Raw genomic sequence first — 16590 nt, forward strand, 5'->3', positions numbered from 1 at the left:
AGCGTAGTCACTCCGGACGGACGGATCGCGCCAGCAGGGCCGCTGTGACCTGGTCGATCCTCGCCCCGTGGTCGACGACGGCGACGACGGCGCGGGTGATCGGCACGTCCACGCCGAGACGGTCGGCGAGGTCCGCGACCGCACGGGCCGTGGCGACGCCCTCGGCGGTCTGGCCGACCTCGCTCGCGGCGGCGGCCACGTCGAGGCCGCGCCCGAGCGCGAGCCCCAGGCGATGGTTGCGGCTGAGCGGCGAGGCGCAGGTGGCGACGAGGTCGCCCATCCCGGCGAGCCCCGCGAAGGTCTCGCGCCGGCCGCCGAGGGCGACACCGAGCCGGGTGATCTCGGCGAGGCCGCGCGTGATCAGGCTCGCCGTCGTGTTGTGGCCGTGGCCGAGCCCGGTGGCGGCGCCGACGGCGATCGCGATCACGTTCTTCACCGCGCCCGCCACCTCGACGCCGACGACGTCGGTCGAGGTGTATGCCCGCAGGTACGGGGCATGGCACCAGGTCGCGAAGGTCTCCGCGAGCTCCTCCGAGGGAGACGCGGCGACCGAGGCGCAGGGGCGGCGCTCGAGGATCTCGCGCGAGAGGTTCGGGCCGGAGAGCACGCCGACGAGCTCGGCGGGCACTCCCCCGGCCTCGGCGAGCACCTCGCTCATGCGGGCGTCGGTCCCCCGTTCGATCCCCTTGACGAGGGAGAGCACGGGCACCGCCGGGAGCCCGCCGTCGAGCCCGGGCTCCTGCCGCCAGGAGGCGAGGGTCGCGCGCAGGGACTGCGCGGGCACGGCCACGACGATCCCGTCGGCGCCGGCGACCGCCTCGGCGACCGAGGAGGTGCCACGGATGCTTGCCGGCAGCTCGTGCTCGCCCAGATAGGCGCTGTTGCGGTGCTCGGCGTCGATCTCGCGGGCGACCTCCTCGCGGCGGGCCCACAGCGCGACCTCGGCGCCCGCGTCGGCGAGGACCTGCGCGAAGGTCGTGCCCCAGCTGCCGGCTCCGAGGACGGCCAGGCGGGCGGCGCTCATCGGGCCTCCTCCGCGTTCTCCGTGTACTCCGTGTTCTCGGCGGTCTCCGCATTCTCGGCGGTCTCCGCGTTCGCGGTCTCCGGGAGGACGGTCTCGGCGCGCAGCTGGGCGGCCGCGGCCGCGTCCCGCAGGCAGCGGTAGTCCTCCTTGGAGATCCTCTGCCCGTTCTCGGGGCGCAGCGCGTCCCGGGCCGGATCGTGGAGGACCTGCGGCGGCCGCTGACCGCGCAGCTCGCCGAGCTGGCCGGCGATCGCCGTCATCACCTCGGCGGTGATGCGGACCGCCGCCGCATGCTCGGTCTCCCCCTCGCGCCGCTCGGCGGGGATGGGCTCGCCGACGAGCATCGTGATCCGCCGGCCCGGACGGGGCCGCGGGAGCGAGGTCCCGACGGGCCACAGCGCCCGCGAGCCCCAGCAGGCCACCGGGATCAGCGGGGCGCCCGAGGCCAGGGCGAGGCGGGCGGCGCCCAGGCGTCCCCGCATCGGCCACACCTCGGGGTCGCGGGTGTACGTGCCCTCGGGGAACACCATCATCATCTCGCCGCGGCCCAGAGCCTCGCGGGCGCTCGCGAGGGCGTCCTGCCCCCGCCGCGAGCCGCGATGCACCGGGACCTGGCCGGTCGCGCGCAGGAGCGTCCCCAGCACCGGGACCCGGAACATCGCCTCCTTCGCGAGGAAGCGCGGCGCGATGCCCGAGGCCTGCAGCAGGTGCCCGTAGGCGAGGGCGTCGAGCGGCCCGGTGTGGTTCCCGCAGACGATCGCGGCCCCGCGCGCGGGGAAGCGATCGGTGCCGATCCACCGCGGGCGCGAGAGCAGGGCCAGGAGCGGACGCAGCGGGATCTGGGCGATGCCGATGACGGCGCCGGCGCGCCGTTCGGGAGGGCGCATCAGTCGGCGACCGCGTCGCGTCCGCGGCCCAGGGCCCGACGGGCGGCCTGGCCGCCGATCGAGCGGGCCGGAGAGCGTCCGGCGGCGACCGCACGACGGCGGATCGTCGTCGGAGCACGCCGGGCGAGGGTGTGCACGGCGGACGCGTGCATGAGCCGTCGCGGGGCGAAGGCCAGGCGCCCGCGGATCGAGCGGAACTGCACGGCCGTGGTCACCTGCAGCAGCCGCCCGCCGGGCAGCAGCGCGACGCCGATGCGCATCCGCCACTTGTCGTCGTCGTCCTTGATGAGGGCCTCGCCGCCGACGACCTCGTCCGCGAGGTACTCCTTCTCGGGCGGCGGCACCATGTCGAACAGCCGCACGGCCTCGTCGCGCAGGGCCAGCATCCCGCGCTTGGCCAGCGGCGTGTTCTCGTGGGCGAAGATCGCCTCCGCCCAGATCCGCGGGTCGGGCTCGTCGACGCCGCCCGTGGGCACGATGACCACATCGCAGTAGTCGGGCACGGGGATGTCCCGCAGCGCGAGCGAGGAGGTCCCCGCCGCCGCGGTCTCGCCCGTGCGGGCTCCCGCACCGGTGCCGGTCGTGTCGTCGTCGGCGCGGCGGGAGCTCCCTCCCGCCGTCGCGACGGGCTCCAGCAGCTCTCCGCCGACGGCCGACGCCGGAGCGTCGCGGTCGGCGAAGGCGTCGTCGCGGTCGGCCGCGGTGTCGTCGTGGCTCATCGGCGGATCAGTCCTCCCAGAACTCGGCGCCCAGCGCCGTGAGCTTGTCGCGGAACAGCTCGTAGCCGCGGTCGATCAGGTCGATGCCGTGGATCGTCGACTCCCCCTCGGCGCCGAGCGCGGCGACGAGATAGGAGAAGCCGCCGCGGAGATCGGGCACGGTGATCTCCGCGCCCCGCAGCGGCGTCGGCCCCGAGATCACGGCGGAATGGTTGAAGTTGCGCCGGCCGAAGCGGCAGCTCGAGCCGCCGAGGCACTCGCGGTACACCTGGATGCGGGCGCCCATGGCGTTCAGGGCCTCGGTGAAGCCCAGCCGGTTCTCGTACACCGTCTCATGGACGATGGAGATGCCGTCGGCCTGGGTCAGCGCCACGACGAGGGGCTGCTGCCAGTCGGTCATCAGGCCGGGATGGACGTCGGTCTCCACGGCGACCGCGCGCAGCGGCCCGCCCGGGTGGAAGAACCGGATCCCGGCATCGGTGATGTCCATGCCGCCGCCGAGCCGGCGGAAGGTGTTCAGGAAGGTCGCCATGGGCTTCTGCTGGGCGCCGCGGATGAAGACCGAGCCCTCGGTCACGAGCGCCGCGCACGCCCAGGAGCCGGCCTCGATGCGGTCCGGCAGCGCGGTGTGGTCGTAGCCGCTGAGGCTCTCCACGCCCTCGATCGTGATCGTGCGGTCCGTCTGCAGGGTGATGAGCGCGCCCATCTTCTGCAGCACGGCGATGAGGTCCTCGATCTCCGGCTCGACCGCGGCGTTGGTCAGCTCGGTGATGCCCTGGGCCCGCACCGCCGTCAGCAGCACCTGCTCGGTCGCGCCGACGCTCGGGTACTCGAGGTGGATGCGGGTGCCGTGGAGGCCGTTCGGCGCGGTGATGGAGATGCCCATCTCGCGCTTGTCGACAACGGCGCCGAACCTGCGCAGCACGTCGAGGTGGTAGTTGATCGGACGGTCGCCGATGCGGCAGCCGCCGAGGTCGGGGATGATCGCCTCTCCGAGGCGGTGCAGCAGGGGGCCGCAGAACAGGATCGGGATGCGCGAGCTGCCCGCATGGGCGTCGATCTCGGTGGCGTGCGCGCGCTCGACGTTCGAGGGATCCATCCGGATCGTGCCGCCGACGACGTCGCGCTCCACCTTCACCCCGTGGATCGACAGCAGCTGCGAGACGATCTGCACGTCGCGGATGTCCGGCACCGAGCGCAGGACGCTCGGCGACTCCCCCAGCAGCGCGGCCACCATCGCCTTCGAGACGAGGTTCTTCGCTCCGCGGACGGTGATCTCGCCGTCGAGGGGCCGTCCTCCGCGCACATGGAATGTCGAGGTCATGGTGTCCTTGCTTCGGGGACCGGACGCCCGTGCGCCCGGATTCAGACCAGGTCACCATACCGGAGCAGGCTCCGGACGCACCGCGACCCGGGTCCGCCGGGACCCGGGTCGCGAGGCGAGGGCCGCACGAGGTGCGGCGGTGCTCAGTTGCTGTCGGCGGTGCGGGCCGGCAGGGTCTTGGGCATCCAGGAGGGACGCTTCGCCTCGAAGGCGGTGATGTCCTCCTCGTGGCGGAGGGTCAGGCCGATGTCGTCGAGGCCCTCCATGATCCGCCAGCGGGTGTAGTCGTCGATCTCGAAGCGGAAGGTCGCATCGCCCGCGTGCACCTGGCGCTCGACGAGGTCGACGGTCACCTCGGTGCCCGGCGCCTCCTCGAGGATCTTCCAGAGCTGCTCGATGTCGTCCTGCGCGAGGACGCCGGCGACGAGGCCCTGCTTGCCGGAGTTGCCGCGGAAGATGTCCGCGAAGCGCGAGGACAGCACGGCCTTGAAGCCGTAGTCGCGCAGCGCCCACACGGCGTGCTCGCGGGACGAGCCGGTGCCGAAGTCGGGGCCCGCGACGAGCACGGAGCCCTTCGCGTACGCGGGCTGGTTCAGCACGAACTCGGGATCGTTCGTGCGCCAGGCGTTGAACAGGCCGTCGTCGAAGCCCGTCTTGGTGACGCGCTTGAGGTAGACGGCGGGGATGATCGCGTCGGTGTCGACGTTGCTGCGGCGCAGCGGGACGCCGATGCCGGTATGGGTGGTGAAGGCTTCCATCAGAGGCTCCTGGAGATCTGCGGGCGGTCGGGCGCGGGGGCGCTCAGGCGACCGCGGTGAGGGCGTCGACCGGATCGAGGTCCGACGGCGAGGACAGCGTGCCGCGCACGGCCGTGGCCGCGGCGACGACCGGGGAGACCAGGTGGGTGCGCCCGCCCTTGCCCTGGCGTCCCTCGAAGTTGCGGTTCGAGGTGGAGGCCGCGCGCTCGCCCGGCTTCAGCTGATCCGGGTTCATGCCCAGGCACATCGAGCAGCCGGCCTGGCGCCACTCGGCGCCGAACGCGAGGAACACCTTGTCCAGGCCCTCCTGCTCGGCCTGCAGGCGCACGCGGGCGGAGCCCGGCACGACCATGACGCGGACGTCGGGGTTCTTGCGGCGGCCCTCGATCACGGAGGCGAAGGCGCGGAGGTCCTCGATGCGGCCGTTCGTGCACGAGCCCATGAAGACGGTGTCGACCTTGATGTCCTTCAGCGGGGTGCCGGGGACCAGGTCCATGTAGCGCAGGGCGTTCTCGGCGGCGACGCGCGAGGTGTCGTCGGTGAAGTCCTCGGGGGCGGGCACCGAGCCCGACAGCGGGAGGCCCTGGCCGGGGTTCGTGCCCCAGGTGACGAAGGGCTCGAGCGCGTCGGCGTCGATGTGCACCTCGGCGTCGAAGGTGGCGTCGTCGTCGGAGCGCAGCGTGCGCCAGTAGGCGACGGCCTCGTCCCAGTCCGCGCCGGTCGGCGCGTGGGGGCGGCCCTCGACATAGGCGAAGGTGGTCTCGTCGGGAGCGATCATGCCGGCGCGCGCGCCCGCCTCGATCGACATGTTGCAGATCGTCATCCGGCCCTCCATGGAGAGGTTCCGGATCGCCTCCCCGCGGTACTCGAGCACGTAGCCGGCGCCGCCGCCGGTGCCGATCTTCGCGATGACGGCGAGGATGATGTCCTTCGCGGTGACGCCCGGCTTGAGGGTGCCGTCGACGGTGATGGCCATCGTCTTGAAGGGCTTCAGCGGGAGCGTCTGGGTGGCGAGCACGTGCTCGACCTCGGAGGTGCCGATGCCGAAGGCGAGGGCGCCGAAGGCTCCGTGTGTGGAGGTGTGGGAGTCGCCGCACACGACCGTGATGCCCGGCATCGTCAGACCCAGCTGCGGGCCGACGACGTGCACGATGCCCTGGTCCTTGTCGCCCAGCGAGTGGATGCGCACGCCGAACTCCTCGGCGTTGCGGCGCAGGGTGTCGATCTGGGTGCGCGAGGTGAGGTCCGCGATCGGCTTGTCGATGTCGATCGTCGGGGTGTTGTGGTCCTCGGTGGCGATCGTCTGGTCGATGCGGCGCGGCGCACGACCCTCCTGGCGCAGGCCGTCGAAGGCCTGCGGGCTGGTCACCTCGTGCAGGAGCTGGAGGTCGATGTAGAGAAGATCCGGCTCGCCGTTCTCACCGCGGCGGACCACATGATCCGCCCAGACCTTCTCCGCGAGCGTGCCCGCCATGATCGTTACCTCCTCGCATCCGGGGTGCGGATGCTCCTCGTCGCCGGCCCGTCGCCGGTCCGGCCTCGTTCCTCAGACGCGCCCGTGATGGGGGCGCTGGGACCATGGTCGGAAGGATCTGTGTCGCTCGCACTTGCGTCTCACAAAATAAGACGGCAATATCGGAGCATGGACAACACCACGTCGGAGGATAACGGGAGCGGCGTCGGCGTGCTCGACAAGGCGGCCATCGTCCTGGGCGCCCTCGAAGCCGGACCCGCCACCCTCGCGCAGCTCGTGCAGTCGACCGGGCTCGCCCGCCCCACTGCGCACCGCCTCGCCGTCGCCCTCGAGTACCACCATCTGGTCTCCCGCGATATGCAGGGCCGCTTCATCCTGGGGCCGCGGCTCGGCGAGCTCGCCGCCGCCGCCGGCGAGGACCGCCTGCTGGCCTCGGCCGGCCCGGTGCTCGCCGCCCTGCGCGACCACACCGGCGAGTCCGCGCAGCTCTACCGCCGCCAGGGCGACCATCGCATCTGCGTGGCCGCCGCCGAACGGCCGATCGGCCTGCGGGATTCGGTGCCGCTGGGCTCGGCGCTCACCATGAAGGCGGGCTCCGCCGCGCAGATCCTGCTGGCCTGGGAGGAGCCCGACCGGCTGCACCGCGGCCTGCTCGGTGCGCGCTTCACCGCGACGCAGCTCTCCGCGGTCCGCCGCCGCGGCTGGGCCCAGTCCATCGGCGAGCGGGAGCCCGGCGTCGGCTCGGTCTCCGCCCCTGTGCGCGGCCCCAACGGCCGCGTGGTCGCCGGGCTGAGCGTCTCCGGCCCCATCGAGCGGATCACGCGTCAGCCCGGCCGCCTGCACGCCGCCTCCGTGATGAGCAGCGCCAACCACCTCACCGAGCTGCTGCGCCGCGCCGGCTCCTGAGGGAACGGGCACGAGGACCAGCAGGAAAGCCGTCCGAGACCACGGGCCCGCGCGCCGACTCGCCTCCGAGTCGGCGCGCGGGCCCGTCGCTCATTCGCGCTCGATCCACACCGGCGTGTTCGCGTAGCGCAGCACGGTCACGAGCTGACGCGGGGAATGGACAGGGGCGTCGGGAGCGGACCGCTCCCCCGCGACGACCATGATGCTCGCGTCCTGGCTGGCCCGGACCAGCTCGCGAGCGCTGCCGCCCGCGGCGATGCGCACGCCCTCCACGTAGACCTGCGGGTGCGTGGTGCCGAGCCGGCCGCGGATGTCGGCGAGGATCTCCTCCGCCTGCTCCGGGGTGGTCGTCGCGCGCACGACCACGGAGATCCGACGGCCGTAGGCGGCCGCGAGATCGCCGGCGCGCTGGACGTGCTCGAGCGCGGTCTCGTGATGGACCAGGCCGATGGGGCCGTCGGCGTCGACGGCGCCGCGCACGACCACCACCGGGCAGTGCGACCGGGCCGCGAGGGCGAGGCTCTTGGAGCCGACGATCAGCGTGAGCAGGCGGCCGAGCCCGCGGCCCCCGACGACGATGACATCGGACTCCTCGCTCACCTCCACGAGCACCGGCACCGCATTGCCGTCGATGATCTGCGAGGTGATCTCGAGATCCTCATGCTCGGCCCGCGCGATCGCGGCGGCGTCCTTCATCAGGCCGTTCGCGGCGGTGCGGATCCCGGAGCCGGTCAGGCCGGGGATGGGATCGGTGTTCACGTCGAGCTCGGTCCAGACGAACGCGTGGACGAGGTGGAGGGTGCCGCCGACCTGATGGGCGTGACGTGCACCCCATCGCACGGCATGGTCGGACTCCTCGGCGTCGAAGACACCGACTGTGATCCTGGGCTGTGTGAGGGGCGTCATATCGCGATGATACTCTGCGGCGCGCTCTCCCGAGCAGGACTTCGGAGCAGCTCGGGCGCGGCGCATGGACAGCACGCCGGCGGCACGCGGGCAGCGCGAGGACGGTGCGAGGCCGACGCGAGGATGCCCCGAGGTCGCCGTGGGCATCCCGGGCATGACGAAAGGAGCCGGTGCACATGTGCACCGGCTCCTGTCCGTACCCCGTACCGGATTTGAACCGGTGTTACCGCCGTGAGAGGGCGACGTCCTAGGCCGCTAGACGAACGGGGCTTCCGCAGGACCCGAGGGTCCTGCGTCGTACCCCGTACCGGATTTGAACCGGTGTTACCGCCGTGAGAGGGCGACGTCCTAGGCCGCTAGACGAACGGGGCGCGGACTGTCAGATTCCGAAGAACCCTTCAGCGCTGGGGTACCAGGACTCGAACCTAGAATGACGGTACCAGAAACCGTTGTGTTGCCAATTACACCATACCCCATGGTGAGCGAGCACTTCTTACGATCGATCCGGTCCAATCCCCGATGGCTTCGAGGCCTTTCCGTCTCGCACTTCCGTGCCGCAACGAGATAGAACATTACCCGCTGCGCGGCGCCCGCACAAATCGAAACGGGCCCGGAACGCTGTGAGGCTGACCACCCGGCCCCACAGCGTTCCCGGAGGTCATCCCGCAGTTGCGAGGCGATCCCGCAGGGCGCCGAGGCGCGCGAGGCTCGACGCCTTGCCCAGCAGCTCCATGGACTCGAACAGCGGCGGGGAGATCCGTCGGCCCGAGATCGCGCTGCGGAGCGGCCCGAAGGCCAGGCGCGGCTTGATGCCCATGTCGTCGACGATCGCGGCGCGCAGGTGCTCCTCGAGGGCCGCCGCGGCGAAGTCCGCCTCGTCGACGCCCTCGACCTCGGAGATCGCCCGCTCGAGGACCGCGACGGGGTCGTCGCCGATCTTCTTCAGGGCGTCGTCCTCGACCACCAGATCGGCATCGGCGATGAAGAGGAAGCGGAGCATGTCGGGCGCCTCGCCCAGCAGGTTCATGCGGGGCTGCACGAGCGGCGTGGCGGCCTCCAGCACCGCCTGCTGCTGCGCCGTCGGCGTCTCGTCCACCAGGCCCGCCGCCTGCAGGTACGGCACCATCCGGCGAGTGAACTCGGCGGGATCGAGCAGACGCATGTGGTCGGCGTTGATCGCGGTGGCCTTCTTGAAGTCCACGCGCGCAGGGTTCGGGTTCACGTCCGCGGCGTCGAAGCGCTCGACCATCTGCTCGCGCGTGAAGATGTCCTGGTCCGCGCTGTAGCCCCAGCCCAGCAGGGCGAGGTAGTTGACCATGCCCTCGGGCAGGAAGCCCTGGTCCCGGTAGAGGAACAGGTTCGACTCGGGGTCGCGCTTGGACAGCTTCTTGTTCCCCTCCCCCAGCACGTAGGGCAGGTGGCCGAACTGCGGGACGGTCTGCGCCACGCCGACCTCGATGAGTGCCCGGTAGAGCGCGATCTGGCGGGGGGTGGAGGAGAGCAGGTCCTCGCCGCGCAGCACGTGGGTGATGCGCATGAGCGCGTCGTCGACCGGGTTCACGAGCGTGTACAGCGGCTGGCCGTTCGCACGCACCACGACGAAGTCCGGCGTGGAGCCGGCGCGGAAGGTGATCTCCCCGCGCACGAGGTCCTCGAAGACGATGTCCTCGTCGGGCATGCGCAGGCGCCACACGGGCTCGCGACCCTCGGCGCGGAAGGCGGCCTTCTGCTCCTCGGTGAGATCGCGGTCGGCACCGTCGTACCCGAGCTGCGGGTCGCGTCCGGCCGCCAGATGGCGCTCGCGGATCTCGTCGTTGGTCGAATAGGACTCGTAGATGGAGCCCGCGGCCTTGAGCTTCTCGATGACCTCGCGGTAGATGTCGCCGCGCTCGGACTGGCGGTAGGGCCCGTCGGGCCCGCCGACCTCGACGCCCTCGTCCCAGTCGATGCCGAGCCAGCGCATCGCGTCGAGCAGCTGGTGGTACGACTCCTCGCTGTCACGGGCGGCATCGGTGTCCTCGATGCGGAAGACGAGCTTGCCGCCGTGATGGCGGGCGTGCGCCCAGTTGAACAGGGCCGTGCGCACCATGCCCATATGGGGCGTGCCGGTGGGGCTCGGGCAGAAGCGCACGCGGACCTCCGCGCCGGAGGCGTCGGTGGTGGGTGCGGTGGCAGGGGCGTGGGTCACGCGGGGATTCTCCTTCGAGGGGGACGTCGGGGCGCTCAGCGCCGGACGACAGGATTGGTGAGGGTGCCGATGCCCTCGATGGTCACGTCGACGCTGGCGCCGGCCTCGACCGTGCGCACCCCGGCCGGGGTGCCCGTGAGGATCAGGTCCCCGGGCAGCAGGGTGACCACGCGGGAGATCTCGGCGACCAGCTCGGGGACGGAGCGGAGCATGTCGGCGGTCGTGCCGGCCTGCGCGACCTCGCCGTCGACCGCGGAGCCGATCGCGAGGGAGGACGGGTCCAGGTCGGTCTCGATCCAGGGCCCGATCGGGCAGGAGGTGTCGAAGGCCTTGGCGCGGAACCACTGCTTCTCGTCGCGCTGGGCATCCCGGGCGGTGAAGTCGTTGGCGCAGGTGTAGCCGAGGACGACGTCGGCGACGTCCTCGGGCGCGACGTCCTTGGCCATCCGCTGGATGACGATCGCGAGCTCGGCCTCGAGGCTGACCTCGCTGCTGTACGCGGGCAGCACGACGGGGTCGCCGGGGCCGACGACGGCGGTGTTGGGCTTGAGGAACAGCAGGGGGCTCTCGGGCACCTCGTTGCCGAGCTCCTCGGCGTGGGCGGCGTAGTTGCGGCCGACGCACACCACCTTGGAGCGCGGGATCACGGGGGCGAGGAGCCGGACGTCCGCGAGGGGGTGGACCTTCCCGGTGGGACGGATCTCGGTGTACAGGGGGTCGCCGGTGATGCCGAAGACCATGTCCTCGCCGTCCCGGTCCTGGACGATGCCGTACATGGGGTCTTCACCGGTGGTGAATCGGGCGATGCGCATGGGGGCAAGTCTAGGACGTCGCCGCGCCGCCCTCCGGAGGACGATGCCTCCCCGAAGGGCGCGGCGGCAGCGCGCGGCGGCGCTGTGGAGCGGCGGCGCGGAGCGCCGGGCCCGACGCCGTCCGCGGATCAGGCGCAGGTCACTCGGCGACCTCGATGTCGAAGCTCGCGGTGCCGTCCTCGACGGAGGTGACGGTGACCGTGAGCGGAACCTCCTGGCCCTCGACGGTCATGGAGCAGGTGATCTGCGCGTCGACCTCGGCGGGGAGGTCCTCGTCGCAGGAGACCTCGTCGGGCGCGGTGCCGACCTGGGCCTCGTACTGCGTGCTGATCTGCTCCTCGACGTCGGAGGCGGACACGCTCGAGCTGCAGGCGGTGAGGGCGAGAGCGCCCATCGCCGCGAGGGCGAGCGGGGCGAGGACACGGCGGGTGCGGGTGCTGGTGGTCGACATGGTGTGCTCCTCGTGGGGGTGAGCGGGGAAGGGATTCCGGTCGAGCACGTCCCGCCGTCGCCCTGACGGACGCGGACGAGCCGTCCTCGCGGACCCATCCTGCTCCGACGGCGCGCACCCGTCCATGGGGAGAGGTCCCCATGCTGCGCCGTCGCGGGGAGGGAGGCCAGCGCCTAGGGTCGGTCCATGACGACCCCTCCTCCGACCGACGCCGCGCCGCCGCTCTTCTCCATGCCCACCCCGGAGAGCATCCGTCGCGATCTGATCCTGATCGCCGTGGGCGGCGCCCTGGACCTCCTGATCATCGCCCTGTGCCTCGTCCTGGGCGCCGTCGCCCTGTGGGCGGCACCGGTGCTGGTCGTCATCATCATCCTGCCGCTGCTGCTCGCCGTCGTGGTGGCGGCGCTGCTGGTCTACCTCGCCATGACGACCGTGCGCTCCCGCTTCGAGGTCACGGCCCTGGGCATCACGCTGACCGCGCCCTACAGCCTCACGCCGGTCCACGTCCGCTGGGAGCAGGTCGTCGAGGTCGCCCCGTCCGACGGAGGGCTCGTGCCCGGTGCGGTCGTCGTCTCCGTGGACGACGGCCGACGTCTCCTCGCCGCGCGCACCGGGCGCGCCGCCGAGCGGAACGCCCCGCCGGTCCCGTCATTCCTCGCCGAGGCGGCCGAGGGGTCCCCCTCCGCCTACCGTGCCGCCGCCGGCGCTCTGATCCGCTTCCGTCGCGGGGAGCTCGGCCCTCGGGCGTGAGCCGTCCGCGGCCCGGGGCCACCAGGGTGGGCCGCACCGCCGCTGAGGCCGACGGCACAGCGTGGATGCGACCTCCCGCTCGTACGATGGACCGACCGCGTCCCGCCCCGCCCCGCACCTCAGGAGATCCCGTGACCGCGCCGACCCTCGCCGCCCCCTCGAGCGCGCTGTCGGCCGCCGAGGCCCGGTCCGCGCGCCGGGCGCATGAGGAGCGGGCCGACGCGCTCACCGCCGGGCATCGCGAGCGCCGCCGGCTCGGGCAGAAGCACCCGGTGGAGGACTTCCTGTTCACCTACTACCCGTTCTCCGCCGCGCGCCTGCGCCGCTGGCATCCGGGCTGGCAGGTCGCCTACGACGCCTCCGCAGACCGCGACGAGCACGGCGGGAGCGCGATCGCCGACGTCGACGACGAGGGCCGGCGCTCCTGGTACCTCGACTCCCCCGCCGGCTCACCCCTCGGGTCCCCCGCCGGCATCGAGGGGTCGACCCTGCGCCGGGCCGACGTCGGCCGCTATCTCGAGGAGCGCGCCTCCGCCTTCGCGTTCATGAGCCGTCTGCTGTCCTCCTCGACCCTCGCGGCGCGGCGCCCCCAGTTCGGCTGCTTCGGCCTGCACGAGTGGGCGATGGTGCATGGCCTCCGCGAGGGCGAGCAGCGGCACGAGGACCTGCCGCTGCGGCTCGGGCAGGCTGAGACCGACGCCGTCGTCGAGCGCGAGCAGCTGGTGTGCTCCCATATCGACGCCTTCCGCTTCTTCACGCCGACGTCGGCCCCGCGCAACGCGCTGCAGCCGGACCGCTCCACGCAGTCGGCGCTCGACAACCCCGCCTGCCTGCATGTGGGGATGGACCTGTACAAGTGGGCGATGAAGCTGACGCCCCTGCTGCCGTCCTCGCTCGTGCTCGACTGCTTCGAGCAGGCGCGCAGCACCCGGGTGCTGGACATGGAGGCGAGCCCGTACGACGTCCGCCCGCTGGGATACGGCGTCGTGCCGATCGAGACCCCCGCCGGGAAGGCCGAGTACGTGCGGCGCCAGCGGGAGCTCGCCGACGGCGCCGATGCGCTGCGCCGCCGGATCCTCGAGGAGCTCGCCCCTCTGCTGCCCTGACGGCGCCCTGACGCGGCGAGCACGCCCCCGCGCGGGGAGCCGTGGCAGGGTGGGACCCATGCACGGCCAGATCCTCCACGTCTCGCAGTTCCACGCCGGCCTCCGCTGGCTGCAGCGGATCTCCCTCGCCCTGGTGGCGCTCGTCGGCGGTCTCGTCCTCGTCCTGATGGCTGTGGTCCCCGCCGTGAGGCTGCTGTCGTCGGAGACGCCCTCCTCGGAGGCGTGGACCGGGGTGCTCGTCGTGGGGGTCCCCTTCCTCCTGGGCTTCGTGCTGCTGCTCGGCATCATCGCGCTGGTGTGGCGCAACTCCCGCCAGGCCTTCACGGTCACCACCGCGGGCGTCGAGGTCCGCGGCATGCTCCGCCGCCGTTGGATCCCCTGGGAGCAGGTCGCCCGCGTGGAGACCAGCGACCACTGGTACTGGCGGCGCGCGACCTGCATCGCGACCATGTCCGGCGAGCGCGTGGTCGCGCCCATCACCGCCTATCAGCTCCTCCACCTGCGCGACGGCCTCGTCGGCTCCGCCGATCCCTCTCGCCACGATCCCCGGGTTCCGCAGCCCTCCACCCGCATCGCCGCCGACGTGCACCGGCGCTGGCTGGCCGGGGAGTTCGGGGCCCGCTGACGGGCCTGGCAGACTGGACCCCATGCCCCTCCTCGCCCCCTTCCTGCCCGATGCCGCCTCCGCCGCCGGACAGGAGGCGATCGTGGACGGATTCGTCGCCGCCCAGGAGTCCGTCGGCCGCACCCTGTACCCGCATCAGGAGGAGGCGCTGCTGGCGATCGCGGCGGGCGATCACGTGATCGCGGCGACGCCCACGGGCTCGGGGAAGACGACGATCGCGTATGCGGCGATCTTCGCGGCCGTCGCGCGCGGCGAGCGCGCCTGCTACACGGCCCCGATCAAGGCCCTCGTCTCGGAGAAGTTCTTCGACCTGGTGCAGATGTTCGGCGCGGACATGGTGGGCATGATGACGGGCGATTCGGCCGTCAACCACGATGCCCCGATCATCGTGTGCACCGCCGAGATCCTCGCGAACCATGCGCTGCGGGACGGTGCGACCTCGGACATCGGGCTCGCCGTCATGGACGAGTTCCACTACTACGGCGATGCGCAGCGCGGCTGGGCGTGGCAGGTGCCGCTGATCGAGATGCCCGACTGCCAGTTCGTGCTGATGAGCGCGACCCTCGGGGACGTGTCCTTCCTGGTGGAGGATCTCGAGGAGCGCACCGATCGGGACGTCAGCGTGATCGCCGATGCGCCGCGTCCGGTGCCGCTGGACTTCCGCTGGTCCCTCGAGCCGCTGCCGGACACGATCACGACGATCCTGCAGGACCGCGACGCCCCGGTGTACATCGTGCACTTCACGCAGAAGGACGCCCTCGAGCAGGCGCAGGCGCTGCTGGGGACGAAGGTGCTGACCCCCGAGGAGAAGGAGCGGATCCGCGAGATCATCGGCGACTTCCGCTTCTCCAAGGGCTTCGGGCAGATCCTCTCGAAGCTCGTGCGCGAGGGCATCGGCGTGCACCACGCCGGCATGCTGCCGAAGTACCGCCGTCTGGTGGAGAAGCTCGCCCAGTCGGGTCTGCTGAAGCTCATCTGCGGCACCGACACCCTCGGCGTCGGCATCAACGTGCCGATCCGCACGGTGCTGCTGACCGGGCTCGCGAAGTACGACGGGCGCCGGATGCGCCTGCTGAACACGCGCGAGTTCCATCAGATCGCCGGGCGGGCGGGGCGCGCGGGCTTCGACACCGTCGGCCACGTCGTCGTGCAGGCGCCGACCTGGACGATCGAGTTCGAGCGCGAACGGGCGAAGCAGAAGGCGCGGGAGGAGTCGGGGAAGGCGCCCAACAGCGCGAAGAAGCGCAAGAAGGAGCCGAAGCCGCGGATCCCCGAGGGCGCGGTCTCCTGGTCCGAGCAGAACCTCGACAAGCTCGTCGAGAACCAGCCGGAGGCGCTGCGTCCGCATCTGCGGATCACGGCCTCGATGGTGCTGGCGCTGATCTCGCGGCCCGGCAGCGCGGTCGCCGCGGGCCGTCACCTGATCTTCGCGAGCCATCAGACCCGCACGCAGAAGGTGAAGCTCGCGCGCGAGGCGATCGAGCTGCTGCGCGGCCTGAAGGACGCCGACATCGTCGAGATCCTGCCCGAGCCCGATCATCTGGGCCGCCTGATCGCACTGGTCGAGGACCTGCAGCTGGACTTCACGATGAATCAGCCGCTGGCTCCCTTCGCGATCGCGATGATCGACACGCTCGACGAGGAGTCGGAGACCCTGACGATGGACACGGTCTCGATCCTCGAGGCCATCCTCGAGGATCCCTTCCAGATCCTGCTGGCGCAGCAGAACGCCGCGCGCGGGGAGCTGCTGGCGGAGCTCAAGGCCGACGGCGTCGAGTACAACGAGCGGATGGCGCGGCTGGACGAGGTCACCTGGCCGAAGCCCCTCGCCGAGGATCTCGAGGCGGCGCTGGAGATCTATCGGCGCCGGCATCCGTGGGTGCGGGAGTCGGACCTCTCCCCCAAGTCGATCGTCCGCGAGATCCACGAGACCGGGCAGACCTTCTCCGAGTTCGTCCAGCGCTACGGCCTGCAGCGCTCCGAGGGCATCGTCCTGCGCTATCTCTCCGACGCCTACCAGGCGATGCGCCGCACGATCCCGCAGGACCTGCGCACCGAGGAGCTCGAGGATCTCATCGAGTGGCTGGGCGTGCTGGTGCGCGGGATCGACTCCTCGCTGCTGGACGAGTGGGAGGCCCTCTCGCATCCGGAGGACCTCGAGTCCGATGCCGCCTCCGAGGTGCGTCCGACGAGCCCCCGCGGCCTCTCCGCGCAGACGAAGGTGCTGCGGACGATGGTCCGCGCGGCCATGTGGCAGCGGGTCGAGCACTTCGCCTTCGAGCGGGAGGAGCGCCTGGGACAGCTCGACGCCGCGTCCGGATGGGACCGGAGGGCCTGGGCAGAGGCGATGGACGAGTACTACGACACCTACGACGAGGTCGGCATCGACGGCCCCTCCCGCTCCCCCCAGCTGCTGCAGATCACCGAGGAGTCGAGGATCTGGCGGATCCGCCAGGTGCTCGACGATCCCGACGGCCACCGCGACTGGGCGATCGAGGCGGAGCTCGACCTCGAGGCCACCGACGAGGCCGGCGAGCCGGTGCTCGCGATCACGCACGTCGGCGAGATCGGCGGCTTCCGCGACTGATCCCGCGGCGGACCCGCGCCCGTCAGCGGCGCAGCGCCCGTCGGCGGCGCAGCACCACCCATCGGCGGCGCGG

15 protein-coding genes and 3 tRNA genes are annotated in these 16590 nt (G+C 72.0%); 5 read left to right on the forward strand and 13 right to left on the reverse strand.

What is annotated here, in order from left to right; all coding sequences use genetic code 11:
- Nucleotides 1–7: 7 nt before the first annotated feature.
- The 6 genes from ACXET9_RS06460 to leuC form a co-directional block, all read right to left on the reverse strand.
- Complete coding sequence (locus ACXET9_RS06460) at nt 8–1024, reverse strand: NAD(P)H-dependent glycerol-3-phosphate dehydrogenase (RefSeq protein WP_457885672.1); 1017 nt, start codon at nt 1022–1024, stop codon at nt 8–10.
- Nucleotides 1021–1911: a lysophospholipid acyltransferase family protein gene (locus ACXET9_RS06465; RefSeq protein ID WP_457885673.1), complete on the reverse strand. Its 891-nt coding sequence runs from the start codon at nt 1909–1911 to the stop codon at nt 1021–1023. Before ACXET9_RS06465 ends, ACXET9_RS06460 begins: the two co-directional genes overlap by 4 nt.
- Entirely contained in the window at nt 1911–2630 is a 720-nt protein-coding gene (locus ACXET9_RS06470) for a hypothetical protein (RefSeq protein ID WP_457885674.1), read from the reverse strand. Before ACXET9_RS06470 ends, ACXET9_RS06465 begins: the two co-directional genes overlap by 1 nt.
- 7 nt (nt 2631–2637) lie before the next feature.
- The gene (gene murA, locus ACXET9_RS06475; RefSeq protein ID WP_457885675.1) at nt 2638–3954 is read right to left on the reverse strand and encodes a UDP-N-acetylglucosamine 1-carboxyvinyltransferase; all 1317 of its coding nucleotides are present in this window, start codon (nt 3952–3954) and stop codon (nt 2638–2640) included.
- A gap of 143 nt (nt 3955–4097) precedes the next feature.
- Nucleotides 4098–4712 carry a 3-isopropylmalate dehydratase small subunit gene (gene leuD, locus ACXET9_RS06480; RefSeq protein WP_457885676.1) on the reverse strand — a complete coding sequence of 205 codons (615 nt, stop codon included), beginning with the start codon at nt 4710–4712 and terminating at the stop codon, nt 4098–4100.
- Between the two features lie 43 nt (nt 4713–4755).
- Nucleotides 4756–6186 carry a 3-isopropylmalate dehydratase large subunit gene (gene leuC / locus ACXET9_RS06485; RefSeq protein WP_457885677.1) on the reverse strand — a complete coding sequence of 477 codons (1431 nt, stop codon included), beginning with the start codon at nt 6184–6186 and terminating at the stop codon, nt 4756–4758.
- Nucleotides 6187–6354: 168 nt separating this feature from the next.
- On the opposite strand from leuC, the gene ACXET9_RS06490 reads away from it, so the two are divergent.
- Nucleotides 6355–7092 (forward strand): IclR family transcriptional regulator, encoded by a 738-nt coding sequence (locus tag ACXET9_RS06490; RefSeq protein ID WP_457885678.1) that lies wholly within the window; start codon nt 6355–6357, stop codon nt 7090–7092.
- A 90-nt stretch (nt 7093–7182) separates the two neighbouring features.
- On the opposite strand, the gene ACXET9_RS06495 is transcribed toward ACXET9_RS06490, so the two are convergent.
- The 7 genes from ACXET9_RS06495 to ACXET9_RS06525 form a co-directional block, all read right to left on the reverse strand.
- Nucleotides 7183–7998 carry a universal stress protein gene (locus ACXET9_RS06495; RefSeq protein ID WP_457885679.1) on the reverse strand — a complete coding sequence of 272 codons (816 nt, stop codon included), beginning with the start codon at nt 7996–7998 and terminating at the stop codon, nt 7183–7185.
- Between the two features lie 197 nt (nt 7999–8195).
- Nucleotides 8196–8268: transfer RNA gene (locus ACXET9_RS06500), tRNA-Glu, on the reverse strand.
- Between the two features lie 28 nt (nt 8269–8296).
- Nucleotides 8297–8369: transfer RNA gene (locus ACXET9_RS06505), tRNA-Glu, on the reverse strand.
- Between the two features lie 33 nt (nt 8370–8402).
- Nucleotides 8403–8474 (reverse strand) — tRNA-Gln (locus ACXET9_RS06510).
- A 182-nt stretch (nt 8475–8656) separates the two neighbouring features.
- Nucleotides 8657–10093, reverse strand: a complete 1437-nt coding sequence (gene gltX, locus ACXET9_RS06515) for a glutamate--tRNA ligase (RefSeq protein ID WP_457885878.1) — start codon at nt 10091–10093, stop codon at nt 8657–8659.
- Between the two features lie 128 nt (nt 10094–10221).
- On the reverse strand, nt 10222–10998 hold the full coding sequence (locus ACXET9_RS06520; RefSeq protein WP_457885680.1) for a fumarylacetoacetate hydrolase family protein: 777 nt from the start codon (nt 10996–10998) through the stop codon (nt 10222–10224).
- A 139-nt stretch (nt 10999–11137) separates the two neighbouring features.
- Nucleotides 11138–11449: a DUF4333 domain-containing protein gene (locus ACXET9_RS06525; RefSeq protein WP_457885681.1), complete on the reverse strand. Its 312-nt coding sequence runs from the start codon at nt 11447–11449 to the stop codon at nt 11138–11140.
- A gap of 186 nt (nt 11450–11635) precedes the next feature.
- Between ACXET9_RS06525 and ACXET9_RS06530 the strand changes: the two genes are divergently transcribed.
- The 4 genes from ACXET9_RS06530 to ACXET9_RS06545 all read left to right on the forward strand — a co-directional run bounded on the left by ACXET9_RS06530 (nt 11636) and on the right by ACXET9_RS06545 (nt 16517).
- Nucleotides 11636–12199, forward strand: coding sequence for a hypothetical protein (locus ACXET9_RS06530; RefSeq protein WP_457885682.1), 564 nt, complete (start codon nt 11636–11638; stop codon nt 12197–12199).
- A 131-nt stretch (nt 12200–12330) separates the two neighbouring features.
- A complete protein-coding gene (locus ACXET9_RS06535) occupies nt 12331–13305 on the forward strand; it encodes a 3-methyladenine DNA glycosylase (RefSeq protein ID WP_457885683.1) in 975 nt (324 codons plus the stop codon).
- A 58-nt stretch (nt 13306–13363) separates the two neighbouring features.
- A complete protein-coding gene (locus tag ACXET9_RS06540; RefSeq protein WP_457885684.1) occupies nt 13364–13930 on the forward strand; it encodes a PH domain-containing protein in 567 nt (188 codons plus the stop codon).
- 22 nt (nt 13931–13952) lie between these two features.
- Nucleotides 13953–16517: a DEAD/DEAH box helicase gene (locus ACXET9_RS06545; protein ID WP_457885685.1), complete on the forward strand. Its 2565-nt coding sequence runs from the start codon at nt 13953–13955 to the stop codon at nt 16515–16517.
- Nucleotides 16518–16590: the final 73 nt, after the last annotated feature.

It is taken from the genome of Brachybacterium netajii (SeqCode), from assembly GCF_054114245.1.